The 14628-nt window shown below is 43.7% G+C and carries 9 protein-coding genes; 4 read left to right on the forward strand and 5 right to left on the reverse strand.

Features of this window, described 5'->3' with window-relative positions:
- Positions 1–51: 51 nt before the first annotated feature.
- From pepN to ACED28_RS08855, 5 genes are all read right to left on the reverse strand, one after another.
- Positions 52–2658: an aminopeptidase N gene (pepN, locus tag ACED28_RS08835; protein WP_371709676.1), complete on the reverse strand. Its 2607-nt coding sequence runs from the start codon at positions 2656–2658 to the stop codon at positions 52–54.
- Between the two features lie 218 nt (positions 2659–2876).
- Positions 2877–3560, reverse strand: coding sequence for a hypothetical protein (locus ACED28_RS08840; RefSeq protein WP_009846656.1), 684 nt, complete (start codon positions 3558–3560; stop codon positions 2877–2879).
- Positions 3561–3826: 266 nt separating this feature from the next.
- Positions 3827–5821: a carboxy terminal-processing peptidase gene (gene prc / locus ACED28_RS08845; RefSeq protein ID WP_009846655.1), complete on the reverse strand. Its 1995-nt coding sequence runs from the start codon at positions 5819–5821 to the stop codon at positions 3827–3829.
- Positions 5822–5838: 17 nt separating this feature from the next.
- A complete protein-coding gene (gene proQ / locus ACED28_RS08850) occupies positions 5839–6462 on the reverse strand; it encodes an RNA chaperone ProQ (RefSeq protein WP_009846654.1) in 624 nt (207 codons plus the stop codon).
- A gap of 97 nt (positions 6463–6559) precedes the next feature.
- On the reverse strand, positions 6560–7051 hold the full coding sequence (locus ACED28_RS08855; protein ID WP_371709677.1) for a GAF domain-containing protein: 492 nt from the start codon (positions 7049–7051) through the stop codon (positions 6560–6562).
- Between the two features lie 89 nt (positions 7052–7140).
- Between ACED28_RS08855 and ACED28_RS08860 the strand changes: the two genes are divergently transcribed.
- The 4 genes from ACED28_RS08860 to rsmF all read left to right on the forward strand — a co-directional run bounded on the left by ACED28_RS08860 (position 7141) and on the right by rsmF (position 14554).
- Entirely contained in the window at positions 7141–8937 is a 1797-nt protein-coding gene (locus ACED28_RS08860) for an ABC transporter ATP-binding protein (RefSeq protein WP_371709678.1), read from the forward strand.
- A 78-nt stretch (positions 8938–9015) separates the two neighbouring features.
- Positions 9016–10317, forward strand: a complete 1302-nt coding sequence (locus ACED28_RS08865; RefSeq protein ID WP_371709679.1) for a PqiA/YebS family transporter subunit — start codon at positions 9016–9018, stop codon at positions 10315–10317.
- Positions 10304–12961 (forward strand): MlaD family protein, encoded by a 2658-nt coding sequence (locus ACED28_RS08870; RefSeq protein ID WP_371709680.1) that lies wholly within the window; start codon positions 10304–10306, stop codon positions 12959–12961. The genes ACED28_RS08865 and ACED28_RS08870 overlap by 14 nt, the downstream gene beginning before the upstream one ends.
- Before the next feature lie 171 nt (positions 12962–13132).
- Positions 13133–14554 carry a 16S rRNA (cytosine(1407)-C(5))-methyltransferase RsmF gene (gene rsmF, locus ACED28_RS08875; protein ID WP_371709681.1) on the forward strand — a complete coding sequence of 474 codons (1422 nt, stop codon included), beginning with the start codon at positions 13133–13135 and terminating at the stop codon, positions 14552–14554.
- Positions 14555–14628 lie beyond the last annotated feature (74 nt).

Here is a 14628-nt window from a genome sequence, read left to right on the forward strand (position 1 = left end):
TTTATTAGCAAAACCTCTTATGATAAATCAGTTACCTGAATGAGCGCGAACTTAAGCCTCTAGTGCTTTTGCCACTTTCTCGAATAAGTCTTTTGCAAGGTTGTCCATGTTCTTCAGCGTCTCAAGTTCTTTTTTGATTAGAGCTTGGCGTTCATCATCGTACTTACGGAACTTAAGTAGCGGGTCAATCAAACGTGAAGCCACTTGCGGGTTGCTGCTGTTCAGTTCACGTAGGATCTCGCCCGCAAACGCATAACCTTGTCCTGACTTGGCGTGGAATTGAACCGGGTTCATGTTTAAGAACGAACCTACCAAGTTACGAGTACGGTTCGGGTTCTTCAAGCTGAACGCTTGGTGCGACATCGACGCTTTAATCACTTCAAGTGCATTAGAACTTGGGTTTGAACCTTGCAATGCAAACCACTTATCCATGACAAGACCATCGTGTTTCCACTTGTCGCTGTAATCCGCCATCAAGGTTTCACGACATGGTAGTTGCGCACTGTTCGCCGCGCCCATTGCAGCCATTGTATCTGTCATGTTGTTTGCTTGTTGGTACATAGCAACAACCAAGTCATTACCCTTTTCAGTATGCGCTAAGTAACTTAGACAAACTTTACGTAGAGTACGCTTACCAATCGAATCGTGATCGATCGTGTATTCTGTTAATGCATGGCTGTGATATACCGCCGCTAACTCGTCTTCAAGTTCTGCAGCTAGTGTTACTTTCATTGAGTTAAGAACAGATGCGACCGCATCAATATCAACGCGCTCATACCAACCCGACACTTCGTTATGACTTGGAAGAGAAAGCATTTCTGCAATAAACGCAGGTTCTAGTGAATCACTAAGCAGCACCCCGCGGAATGCATCAACAACAGAAGCAGAAAGTTCAAACGCTTGGCTCTTCTGAACCTTCTCAACATTACTGCGGATATATTTAGCGAGTAGCATTTGACCCGCATCCCAACGAGAAAATTCATTGCGAGCATTAACCATCAAGAAGATAAGTTCTTCATCTGAATAGTCGTACTCCAGTTTCACTGGCGCAGAAAATTCACGCAGTAGCGATGGGCTCGGTTGCTCTGAAACGTTTTCAAACACGAACGTTTGTACCGCTTCTTTCACATCAAGTACGTTGTGAACTGGCTTTCCGTTACATTGTAACCCAACGACATCGCCAGCAGCGGTGTATAACTCGATATCAAAAGGAATATGCAGAGCTTGCTTTTCCGTTTGCTCATGAGTTGGAGCCGTTACTTGGCGAGTTGTTAACGTGTACTCTTTTTTGTCTGCGTCGTAGTGACTTTCAACAGACAGCGTCGGCGTGCCAGATTGGCTGTACCATAAACGGAACTGAGACAGGTCAACGCCCGACGCATCTTCCATTGCAGTAACGAAATCTTCGCAAGTTGCAGCGGTACCATCGTGACGTTCAAAGTAAAGCTTCATGCCTTTTTGGAAGCCGTCTTCACCCAACAATGTGTGGATCATTCGGATCACTTCGCTGCCCTTTTCGTATACCGTCAATGTGTAGAAGTTGTTCATTTCTATCACTTTTTCAGGGCGAATTGGGTGGGACATTGGACTTGCATCTTCAGCGAATTGTGGCCCGCGAATAATACGAACATTGTTGATTCGGTTTACTGCGCGAGAACCAAGATCAGATGAGAACTCTTGGTCACGGAATACGGTTAAGCCTTCTTTCAAGCTTAACTGGAACCAATCACGACAAGTAACTCGGTTACCCGTCCAGTTGTGGAAATATTCATGGCCAATTACCGCTTCAATACCTAGGTAATCTGTATCCGTTGCAGTTTGGTCGTTTGCTAAAACAAACTTAGAGTTGAATACGTTTAGACCTTTATTTTCCATCGCACCCATGTTGAAGAAATCAACGGCTACGATCATGTAGATATCTAGGTCGTATTCAAGATTGAAACGCTCTTCGTCCCACTTCATTGAGTTAATTAAAGAAACCATCGCGTGGTTCGCACGGTCCAAATTGCCTTTGTCGACAAAGATTTCTAGATCAACTTTACGGCCTGATTGAGTGGTGTAAGCGTCACGAAGTACATCAAAGTCACCCGCAACTAAAGCAAACAAGTACGCTGGTTTTGGATGTGGGTCTTGCCATTTCACCCAGTGACGACCGTTTTCAGCTTCACCTTCATCTACACGGTTACCATTACTTAGTAAGAATGGATTTTCTGCTTTGTCTGCGATTACCGTTGTGGTGAATTTTGCCAATACATCAGGGCGGTCCATGTAGTAAGTAATACGACGGAAACCTTCAGCTTCACACTGAGTACAGAATGCGCCACCCGACTTATACAAACCTTCAAGTGCACTATTCCCTTCAGGATTTACTTCCGTCACGATCGTGAGTGTGAAATCTTTCGGTAGTCCGCTCAGTGTCAGTTGAGTTTCAGATTGCTCGAATTGCGTCCACTCTTGACCCTCAACTAAAACAGAAACCAACGTCAAACCTTCACCATCAAGTACTAAGGTCGAACTATCTTTCTCTTGCTTAACACTAGACACCGCCGTAATGATGGACGCTGAATCGTACAAATCGAAAGTAAGATCGATTTGAGAAATAGTGTGAGATGGTGATTGATAATCTTTACGATACTTGGCTTGAGGTGTATGTGCCATGACGGGTTCCTTTTGATCGTTATACGTAATTGTATTTTAACTGTATATATCTAAAGGTTGAGGGCCAAGAACACAAGGGGAATATTGAAAAAAGGAGGCATTGTAGTAAAACGCCTCCATGTTTTGCTATTTTATCAACCAAATAAGAAAGGAACGGCTAATAAATGAACTGTGAGCCATATTATCAACAAACATGACTTTGCGCATCCAACCCGTCATTATCGAATACGATTGAGTACTGCAAACATGTCGCCTTCTTCACCTTGAAGCGTCAAGACGTCGCTGTTTAATGTGTAACGAGTGCCGTGCTCGCCATTTTCATACAGAAGCACCAATTGATCGCCTTCTGTGTAATACACCCCACGACGAACAACCTCACTCCCCACTTCATCGGACACTCTGAACATAAATACAAAGTCAGGTTGAAGCACTAAATCCATTTTTTGAATGTTACTCGCGCGCAGGTCGCTACCTGAAAGCTCAGCACTCGACCAAATACCTGCCAGTGCATTCGGTAAGGCTTTGGTAAACATGACACCGTTGAGGTTCAACATATTATGGTTACTGCTATAGGCGTAAACTTGAGGTTCAGAGGTGTTTAAACCCAAAATAATGGTATCTTCATTGGCATTATACAAGCCTTCCCAATGGTCGACACTGTAGTCTTTCTTTTGAATATCAATGGAGAATGAATAATTTGAATCAAGGGTTAGCTTTATCGCTCTAAAATTTTCAGTACCTTGTTCAGGATCTGGGTTCATCAAATACCAATCACCAAGCAGTAAAGGAAGGTCAAAATGAGATAGATTGCTGTCACTTTTTGATTGCTGATCGCTTGAAGCGACCTCACTCCCAAAAGCAACAAAACTTAAACAAGATAAAAATAGTAGAATCCATTTCATACGCGCCCCCTCGTTTTCTTTAAGCTTAGGCACGTAATGAATAGAAAGCGAAAAAATTTGATCCAAGTCACTAAATTTTAAGTGCAAAGTAACTTAAATGTCATTATTCGACACAAAACAGAGCTAAATAACCCTGAACATTGAGTGTTCTTTGCGACAGTCTCAACGGTTACAATCAGGTATTCCTGTCAAATCATAGACACAAAAAAAGCGAGCCTAAGCTCGCTTTCTTAAAAAACGCTGCCTTTAACAAGGCACGTTAGCGTCTATTTCTTTATCATATCCAGCATGATAGCGACTGACTCATCAAGATAAGCATCTGGGGCTTCGTAGTCTTTAGGGATATCATCCAACGTTTTAAATGCCTCTAACTTAGCGGCTTTTTGACGTTGATTGATACGCTCTAGACGAAGCACATCCCCATCATCACTCTCTTGTTGACGTACTTTTTCGTTCAAAGAAAGGTCATTATCATCTTTATCAGCCTTATATTTTTCAATATCTTGCGCGATAAAGCCAAACTCCATGTCTGTCGCAATACGAGCTTGGTGTTGAGCGGTTAAAGCAGCAACTTGCTCATCGTTACGCTGTAACACTGAATAGTTAGCTTTATCTATGCTATCCCAAGGCAGAGCATTATCTTCAACACTTTCACCAGTATCTGCTGGATCAATTGCCGTTGGGTAAGCAATATCAGGCACTACACCTTTGTTTTGCGTACTTCCGCCATTGATTCGGTAGAATTTCTGGATGGTGTATTGAACGTAGCCTAACTCTTTATCGAACAAATCATAAATATGATTCAAAGAGCGGTGTTGTTGCACCGTTCCTTTACCGAAAGAGTTTTCACCAAGGATAATTGCACGACCATAATCTTGCATCGCTGCTGCAAAGATTTCAGATGCTGAAGCACTGTAGCGATTCACCAATACCGTTAATGGACCTTGATAACTAATTTCGCCATCAGTATCACTGTTCACTTTTACACGACCGTAGCTATCACGAACTTGAACAACGGGCCCCTCTTTGATAAACAAACCAGAGAGTTCGGTTGCTTCCGTTAGTGCACCACCACCGTTGTTTCGCAGATCAACAATGATACCTTCGACACCTTGCTCTTTAAGTTCGGTGATCAGTTTATCAGTATCTTTAGAAAGGCCAACATAGAAGCTTGGTACTTCGAGTACGCCAATCTTCTTGCCATCTTTCTCGATAACTTCTGATTTAACAGCGCGGTCTTCTAAGCGAATCTTATCGCGTACAATTGTGACAACGTGACTTTTTGCATCTTTACCATCTGGCAAGATCTGTAGCTTAACTTTAGTCCCTTTAGGTCCTTTAATTAATTGCACTACATCGTCTAAACGCCAGCCGATAACATCAACAATATCTTCGCCATCTTGACCAACACCAACAATACGATCACCATCGCTCAATTGTTTGCTATTGGACGCAGGGCCTCCAGCAACGAGAGATCGGATAACGGTGTAGTCGTCTGTCATTTGAAGTACAGCACCAATGCCTTCTAGAGATAGATTCATCTCAGACTGGAATTGCTCTGCATTTCTTGGAGAAAGGTAACTGGTATGAGGGTCAACTTCTCGCGCGAATGCGTTCATGTAGATCTGGAAAGCATCTTCGTTGTGCGATTGCGTAATACGCTTCATCGCATTGTTGTAACGCTTTTCCAAAACTTCTTGAATCTCTGGCCACTCTTTACCTGTAAGTTTTAGATTCAACGCATCATATTTAACGCGTTTTCTCCAAAGCTCATTTACTTCAGCGATATCTTTTGGCCATTCCGCTTCGCTACGATTGAGCTCAATACTTTCATCAGTATCAAACTTAATCTCAGTATCTAGTAAAGACAGCGCATATTGGAAACGTTCAAAACGCTTCTGCATGGACAAATTATAGACATCGAAGGCTATTTGGTTATTACCGGCTTTCAGTTGATCATCAATTTGTTTAGATGAAGTAGCGAAAGAATCAATATCAGCTTGAGTGAAGATATTACGGTTATAATCCAACATCTCTAAATAACGATTAAAGATAGCTTGGGAGAAATCATCGTTGAGATTGAAGTGTTTATAGTGAGAACGAGTAAATCGAGAAGTAACACGTTTACTAGCAGTTTCGTGTTGAACCTCAGGAGCGAGTAGAGGTAAATCGTCCTGATTTAATTTGGCTTCAAGAGCCTGAGCTGAAGCTGCTAGCAAAAAGCCAGCAGCAATCAGTGTCAATTTTGAACGGCATTTCATGCGTAGGAGTATCTCCTTTAAGCGCGCAAGTGCTCCGCTTTAACAACCATTTGTAGGCCGTTTGCTAACTGAACACGCACATCTTCCTTATTGATTTCAACAATGGTCGCAGCCATGTTTCCTGTACCCATGTTCACATTTACTTCTTTACCAGTGATAAATTCATCGGCGTTCAAAGCGCGTGTTTCTACAGGCTTTTCTACTTTCGGTGCTTTAGGCGCTTGACGACGAGGCTGTTGAGCTTTCTTCGCTTTAGCTTTAGCTTTGCCTTCGTCACGAGCTTTCTGTGCTTGTTCTTTACGACGAGCCTGAACTTTCGCTTTGCTTTCTGCAAGTGTCGCTTTAGCGTGCTCAACGTGCTCTTCTTCTAGTGTGCCACATACGTTGCCGTCTAGGTCAACACGTTCTGCGCCAGCTTTTACGCCGTGCAGGTAACGCCATGATGATGTGTACTGTCTTAACGCTGCACGAAGCTGAGTCTTACTTACTTTTTCGTCTTCATTTAGACGTTCAGCAAGATCTTGAAAAATACCAATTTTAAGTGGTTTCGCTTCACCTTCTAGAGTAAAGCATTTAGGGAAACATTCAGCAACATATGCGATAACTTCTTTGCTGTTTTTTAACTTTTCAGTGTTTTCCATGTGGGTTCCTGGTTTTTGCGGTTTTCCGCGAGCATTAAGAAAATATTTTTACGTATTATAGAGAGATGCTTGGGAAAAACCACAGTAAGAGAATAATTTATGCCTTGTTCGCGTGCGAATTAAGCAGCTTTTCCACTTCTGCCATGAAAAATGTTAATCCGTCCTCGTCAATTTGAGAAAAACGACCAACATTTGGGCTATCGATATCAAGAACGCCCGCTATTTTCCCGTCAATCGAAAATGGTATAACGATTTCTGAGTTACTTGCAGCGTCACAAGCGATGTGTCCTTCGAATTCATGAACATCATAAATGCGCTGAACTGTATTCGTCGCGACCGCAGTTCCACACACACCACGCCCTACCGGAATTCGAACACAAGCCGGTTGACCTTGAAATGGGCCAAGCACAAGTTCGTCTTTTTCCTTAGCTTGGTCCTGCTTCATTAAATAGAAACCAGCCCAATTTAATTCATCCAACTCCATGAATAATAATGAGCTGATATTAGCTAGATTAGCAGTTAGATCGGGTTCTGATTCAATTAATGCAACGGCTTGTTTGGTTAAGCGTTGGTAATGTTCTATTTTCATATTAACTTCCAATTAAATTGAGACTTCCATTATCAAGAGAACGCAGTAAAATGCGGCCATCAAACTAAATAGGACTTATTCTCATTACAATGACCAATTCAGAAGACACTATTAGCCGTTCTTGGTTAATAACTCAAGTAAAAAAACACAAGTCCAAATTACTGTTTGCTAACATTATTGCCATATTTGCAACTCTCATTAGTGTCCCTATCCCGTTACTCATGCCATTAATGGTTGATGAAGTATTACTTGATAAGCCGGCTTCTGGCTTAGAGATGATGAACCATCTACTTCCAACATCGTTGCAGACACCAACTGGCTATATTGCACTGACTTTGCTGTTAGTCATAATCATGCGGACTGTTAGCCAAGCGTTGAACATTCTACAAGGGCGTCAATTCACGCTTGTCTCAAAAACAATTACCTATCAAATGCGCAGCAAAATGATAGATAAGCTTGGCCGCATTAGTATTAGACAATACGAGACCAAAGGCAGCGGCGGTATTAATGCTCACCTGATAACAGACATAGAAACGATAGATAAGTTCATTGGCTCGACCCTTTCTAAATTTATCATCAGCTTCCTGACCGTGTTCGGTACCGCTATCGTGTTGCTATGGTTAGAGTGGCGCTTAGGACTGTTCATTTTACTGGTCAATCCTGTTGTAATTTATTTCTCCCGTAAACTAGGTAGCAGAGTCAAACACCTTAAGAAGTATGAGAACCAATCTTTCGAGCGCTTTCAAAACCGTTTAGTGGAAACCTTAGACGGTATTTACCAACTGCGTGCGGCAAATAAGGAACGTATCTTTCTCGATGAACTTAAGGTTCAAGCAAACCAAGTGAGAGTCGATGCAGACAAATACGCTTGGCAATCAGAAGCTGCTGGCCGTGTTTCGTTTCTGCTGTTCTTATTAGGTTTCGAGCTTTTCCGTGCCGTCGCGATGCTAATGGTGTTATTCAGTGACTTAACGATTGGTCAGATTTTCGCGGTATTTGGTTACTTGTGGTTCATGTTAGGCCCGGTACAAGAGTTGTTAGGGATTCAATTCTCTTGGTATAGCGCAAAAGCAGCACTTCAGCGCATCAACGACCTTCTTCAGTTAGAAGAAGAGAAGCGCCCTATCAGTAAAGTGAACCCATTTAATGAAGATCAAGAAGTGACAGTCGACATTGAAGACGTTACATTCTCTTACACATTAGAAAACACTGTTTTAAATAGGCTGTCGCTGCACATTCCAGCAGGTAAGAAAGTCGCTTTGGTGGGTGCGAGTGGTGGTGGTAAATCTACGTTAATCCAGTTACTGATTGGTGTTTATCAAGCGGATTCTGGATGCATTCGTTATAACGGCGAAACCACCGACGACATCAGCTTCGATGTAATACGCAGTCAAATTGCCGTTGTTTTACAACAACCTATACTTTTTAACGATACATTAAGGCATAATCTGACGCTTGGTGCTGAATACGATGAAATGTCGTTGTGGCGTGCACTTGAAGTCTCTCAAATGCAAGATGTCATCAAGCAACTGAGTAATGGCTTAGATACACAAATTGGTAGGAATGGCGTTCGACTGTCTGGCGGGCAACGACAACGCTTAGCGATAGCCCGAATGGTGCTGAGCAATCCTAAGTTTGTTATTCTAGATGAAGCGACATCAGCACTCGATACAGCAACAGAGTCAGCACTGCATAAAGCGCTGAGCGAGTTTTTGAAAGATCGCACAACTTTGATAGTGGCTCATCGATTATCAGCGGTGAAACAGGCCGATCTAATCTATGTTTTAGAAGATGGGCAAGTTACACAGACAGGAACACATGGTGAATTGGTTGAACAACAAGGATTATATCAAACACTCTATGGCAGTGTGCAATCGCACGCCTGATGTTTATTGTTCTATAGATTTAAATCAGTGTTGTTCTAGGCATTTAAATCAGGTTAAAAGTCTGATTAGTGTTTCAACTTGGGAGGTCGCGTGACCTCCCCATCCGTAACCAACTCTTTATCAACTAAGCAGCAGTTATCGACTCAGCACCAGTGCGATAGTAGCTCTGTACGTCTTTGTCAGGGCTGCGAACTTCCCGTTGATAAAATGGAAATCCCTTTGGGGAAATCCGCTTACTGCCCAAGATGCGGTACTCAGCTTTATAGAGGCGGCACCCCTAGCCTGTCTGGAAACCTTGCAATCGCTATTACCTGCTTATTGCTGTTTATCCCCTCACACTTTTTTGAATTCATCAGTATTCGCCTGATTGGTGTCATGATACCTGCGACGTTACCATCTGGCGTATTTACTTTAATGGGTGAAGGCTTCCCTCTACTTGGTTTGTTGATCTTATTCTGCAGTTCGATCGCCCCGTTACTTGTTTGTACCTCGGTACTCATCACCCATTTATCATTGCGCTTTAAGATTTTCACACCATTTCGTTATGCATTAGCTATCATTCAAACACTTAAGCACTGGATGATGTTGGATGTATTTCTGGTGAGCGTGGCAATCTCATGCTTCAAATTACAAGATTACTCAGATATTTTCGTCGGCCTTGGTTTAGTTGGTCTGATTCTACTGCAGCTTTTCAGTGTGTTACTGGTAAGCCGAATCAGTGTGCGTCGCTACTGGGAAGCTTGGGCTAAAGAGTCTGACTACTCTTTTGCTGAAAGTAAGAACGTACACTGTCACAACTGTCACCTGTCTCAGCCTGACGGGCACACTTGCGTGCGTTGTCACCATGACTTATATCATCGCAAACCCTACTCTGTACAAAAGACATGGGCTCTACTTTTTGCCGCCTCAGTGGCTATCGTGCCGGCCAACGTCATTCCAATTTCTATCGTGATAACAAACGGGCAAAGACTAGAAGACACCATCATCTCCGGTGTCGCTTCGCTAATTAATAGCGACATGTATGGCATCGCAGCAATCATTTTTATTGCCAGTATCGTCGTGCCTGTCGCGAAAATACTTGGTCTAACGTATATCTTAATTTGTATCAAAATGAAGCGTGCGGTTTACCATAGACAACGTATGACCATCTATTTCATTGTGAAATGGGTGGGAAAGTGGTCGGTAATGGATCTGTTCGTTATTTCGATCATGATGACCTTGGTCGACCGTGGACAAATTTTAAACTTTACACCAGGTTATGGTGCAGTCGCTTTTGGCGTCGTGGTTGTTCTCACGATGCTGGCGGCGGAAAGCTTAGATCCTAGGCTAATTTGGGATAACTACACCTCTAAAGTTGAGTCAGTGAATGAACAACGATAACCAATCACAAACGTCATATTCACCAGAAGTCAGGAAAAACAAAGGTATTTCCCCTTTGTGGATCCTGCCGATACTAACCGTCGCATTAGCGGGTTGGTTGGTCATGAAATCGATACACGATGCAGGACAACGTGTGCAGATATATTTCTCAGATGCCGCAGGTTTAGTCGCAGGTCGAACGACAATTCGCTACCAAGGCTTAGAGGTAGGTATGGTGCGCGACATTACCTTGTCCAAAGATTTATCGAGCATCTATGTCGATGCTGACATCTACCCAGAAGCGAAAAAGCTACTCTCAAAAGGCACGCGTTTCTGGCTCGTAAAACCAACAGCAAGTTTATCTGGTATCTCAGGGTTAGATGCGCTTGTTTCAGGTAACTATATTGCTATCCATCCTAGCGAAACCAAGCAAGAACCAGAAACCGTTTTCCAGGCCTTAGAATCATCCCCTTCTGACTTATTGGCTTCGGAAGGCCTGAATATTTCATTGACGACCAAAGACCTGGGGGGGGTGTCTGTTGGCTCTCAAATCGTTTATCGTAAAATTCCAATTGGTGAGGTTTACAACTACCAGCTAAACGACAATGCAAAATCCGTGACGATTCAAGCGGCGATTAAAGATGAATACAGCCACATCATTACCGACCAAAGCCGTTTTTGGAATGTCAGTGGCTTAGGTGCCAGTATCGGATTTTCTGGTGTCGACGTACGCTTAGAAAGCCTCAGTGCTCTGCTTGGCGGTTCAATTGCTGTCGACTCTCCTGGAGAGGGTCAACCCGTAGAGATGAACACCAAATTCAAACTTTACCCAGATTTGAAAACAGCCGGTCGTGGTATCTCGATCAAGATAGCCGTACCCGACGACAACAAGATCAGTGCAACGGGCGCTCCGATCATGTATCGCGGCATCGAAATCGGTCAAATCACTGACCTATCTTTAAGCGAAGGGCGTGAAAACGTCGTGGCATCGGCTGCAATCCAACCGGCATTCAGTGACTTTTTAAATAGCGGCAGTCAATTCGTTTTAGAGGAAGCTGAACTATCACTTACTGGAATGAAAAACATTGCCAACTTAGTCACGGGCAACTTTCTAACCTTGGTTCCAGGCGAAGGTGAAAAAGCGCGTCGATTTACTGCGATTCGCAAAAATGAGTTCAGTCAGGAACAAGAAAAATCCGTTGCGATTCGCTTAACGTCGAACAATTCATTCGGGTTAGATGTCGGTACACAGCTACTCTACAAAGGCATTGCTGTTGGATCTATCATCCAAGTAGGTTTAGTCGATGGTGTGGGTACTGGCTCTGATAAGCACGAAGTGTTTATGGATGCGCTTGTCGATAACGAATATGCTCACCTAATCAAAAGCCATAACCGTTTCTTTGTGACAGGCAGTGCGACTGCAGAGCTAACCGAATCTGGCTTAAGTGTGACGGTTCCACCGGCAAAACAACTTCTTACTGGCTCAATTAGCTTTGTTAGCGAAGGTCAGTCAAAAGCACGAACTGACTATCAGCTTTTCCAAAGCAAATCGTTAGCAGAAATCGCCAAGTTTAATCAGTCTGGTTCAAAGACGCTTTCGTTGTTTGCGAGCGAGCTACCTTCAATTTCTAAAGGAAGCCCACTACTCTACCGCAACCTACAAGTGGGTAGCATTTCTGATTTTGAGCTTGTCGATGGTGGCGTGAGAATCAAAGTCACGATCGAAAATCGTTACACACACTTACTCAATGAACATACTGTTTTCTGGAACCGCTCAGGCGTTGAGATTGATGCGTCGCTATCGGGTATCAGTATTAAAGCAGCCCCCGTTAAAACGCTTATTCAAGGCGGTATTGCTTTTGACTCTCTTCCGGGAATAGACAACAAACTCGGTGATGTGTGGAAACTTTATAAAGATTCGAAATCTGCGCGAAAATTTGGTCGTGCGATTACGATTACCTCTTCAGGCGATCAAGAAGTCAGCAAAGGCATGGCGATCAAATATCAAGGCGTCACCGTCGGTGAGGTTACCTTGGTGATTCCTAACTTCAATAAAGGCGGTATTGAAATTACTGCGCGTATTTTACCTGAGTACGTAGACAAGATTGCCGTTGCGAAGAGTCACTTCTGGTTAGCAGAACCTGAAATCGGCCTCAATGGCATCAAAAACGTCTCTGCACTGCTCTCTAAGCACATCAACGTAGACCCGGGCAATGGTGACATAAATACGAAATTTAAGCTGAGCAAAGGGCCAGTTCAGCCTGAAGGCAAGATATTCCAGCTACAAAGCGAAACGCGAGGCTCGGTATCAGAAGGCACACCGATCCTATTTCGAGAACTAGAAATCGGTAGTGTTATCGATGTTCAACTAGGCGAGTTTGCTGATCGAATCATCTCTACGATTCAAATCGAACCTGACTACGCGTATCTGATCCGCGCAAACACCGTGTTTTGGAACGTGTCGGGCGTCGATGTCTCTATCGGTCTCTCTGGTGCAAACATCAAAGCTGGAACGGTAGACAGCTTGTTAAGAGGTGGTATTACATTCTCAACGCCACCGACCAATGAGCTTCAGCCAGTGGCAAACGAAGATCAGTCTTTCTATCTCTATCCTAAAGCCGAAGATGAGTGGAAATCATGGAGAACCGCAATTCCTCGCCCATAGAGTGAACCCTCAGAAGCTCCATGCAAATTAATACCGCTTAACAAAGAATAATTCATCATCAAAAATGCAGCCATTCGGCTGCATTTTTGTTGTTTGCTATAAATATGGTTTAGGACGGCCTCATTTTGCTTTAAACTCCCCCGCATTAATGCAATAAATCGAGACACTCTTTTGCACGCTAACGTATATATTCCTGAAGAATTCCTAACGCACATCGAATCAATCATGCCTAGTCATCTAGATATGGCTTCTTTTGTCGCGTCATGCCAAAAACCACTTCGTAAAAGTATTCGAGTCAACACATTGAAAATCAGTGTTGAGGACTTCTTAGTACGAGCAAAAGAGAAAGGCTGGGAACTGGAACCTGTACCTTGGTGCGAAACGGGGTTTTGGATTACAGCTGATGAAAGTGAAGCGCCACTAGGTAATACGGCAGAACACATGTCTGGCCTTTTCTATATCCAAGAAGCCAGTTCTATGATGCCACCGTCGGCACTTTTCCAAGGTGAGGCAGACTACCAAGCCGTATTAGACACTGCTGCTGCACCCGGTTCTAAAACAACGCAAATCGCGGCGCTAATGAATAATCGCGGCGTATTGGTTGCCAATGAATACGCAGCAAGCCGCGTGAAAGTTCTTCATGCCAACATCGAACGTTGTGGCGTTCGTAATGCCGCACTCAGTAACTTTGACGGTCGAGTTTTCGGTGGGTGGTTACCAGAACAGTTTGATGCTGTGCTGCTAGACGCGCCCTGCTCTGGTGAAGGTACGATTCGCAAAGACGCTGATGCGATGAAGAACTGGACGTATCAATCTGTAGTCGATATTGCTGACACTCAAAAAGATCTGATCGAAAGTGCTTTTCATGCTCTCAAACCTAACGGCGTGCTGGTTTACTCAACCTGTACGTTAAGCACGGAAGAGAACCAACAAGTGTGTCACCATCTAAAAGAGACCTTTGGTGATGCGGTAGTGTTCGAATCTCTTGAATCACTATTCGACAATGCTAAAGCAACCACGACAGAAGAAGGCTTTCTACACATTTTTCCACAAGTGTATGATTCAGAAGGTTTCTTCGTTGCACGCATCCGTAAACTAGCGTCTGTGACACCACCAGAAGTGAAAAAACGTCTGGGCAAATTCCCATTTGAAAAAGCGTCAAAGAAAGCTCAACAAGAAGTCGCTGAACATCTGCTGGGCGCACTCGATATCGAACTACCAAGTGATACTCAAGTTTGGATTCGTGACAAAGACGTTTGGCTATTCCCGGAAGCGCTAGAACCTATGATCGGTGAGTTCCGTTTCTCTCGCATGGGCATCAAGATCGCTGAAACCCATAAAAAAGGTTACCGCTGGCAGCACCAAGTCGCGACAACGCTCGCAACAGGCAATGAAGCCAACATTGTAGACCTTAGCATTGAAGATGCTCGTGAATGGTTCATGGGACGCGATGTTCGCCCTGAAGGCTTGTCAGGCAAAGGTGAAGTACTAGTGAAGTACAATGGTGCAATCATCGGCCTTGGTAAGTGGGTTGGCAACCGAGTGAAGAACGGTTTACCACGCGAACTCGTGCGCGATAAGAACCTATTCTAAATAGCTTTCGGGCTTAACGGCTTAACGGCTTAACGGCTTAACGGCTTAACGGCTTAACGGCTTAACGGCTTAAG

The organism is Vibrio sp. 1F253 (assembly GCF_041439295.1).
GTDB classification, from domain to species: domain Bacteria; phylum Pseudomonadota; class Gammaproteobacteria; order Enterobacterales; family Vibrionaceae; genus Vibrio; species Vibrio tasmaniensis_A.

Bases quoted from the DNA above. Each gene is read 5' to 3' on its own strand.
- pepN (WP_371709676.1), bottom strand. From the start codon at position 2,658: ATGGCACATACACCTCAAGCCAAGTATCGTAAAGATTATCAATCACCA.
- ACED28_RS08840 (WP_009846656.1), bottom strand. From the start codon at position 3,560: ATGAAATGGATTCTACTATTTTTATCTTGTTTAAGTTTTGTTGCTTTT.
- prc (WP_009846655.1), bottom strand. From the start codon at position 5,821: ATGAAATGCCGTTCAAAATTGACACTGATTGCTGCTGGCTTTTTGCTA.
- proQ (WP_009846654.1), bottom strand. From the start codon at position 6,462: ATGGAAAACACTGAAAAGTTAAAAAACAGCAAAGAAGTTATCGCATAT.
- ACED28_RS08855 (WP_371709677.1), bottom strand. From the start codon at position 7,051: ATGAAAATAGAACATTACCAACGCTTAACCAAACAAGCCGTTGCATTA.
- ACED28_RS08860 (WP_371709678.1), top strand. From the start codon at position 7,141: ATGACCAATTCAGAAGACACTATTAGCCGTTCTTGGTTAATAACTCAA.
- ACED28_RS08870 (WP_371709680.1), top strand. From the start codon at position 10,304: ATGAACAACGATAACCAATCACAAACGTCATATTCACCAGAAGTCAGG.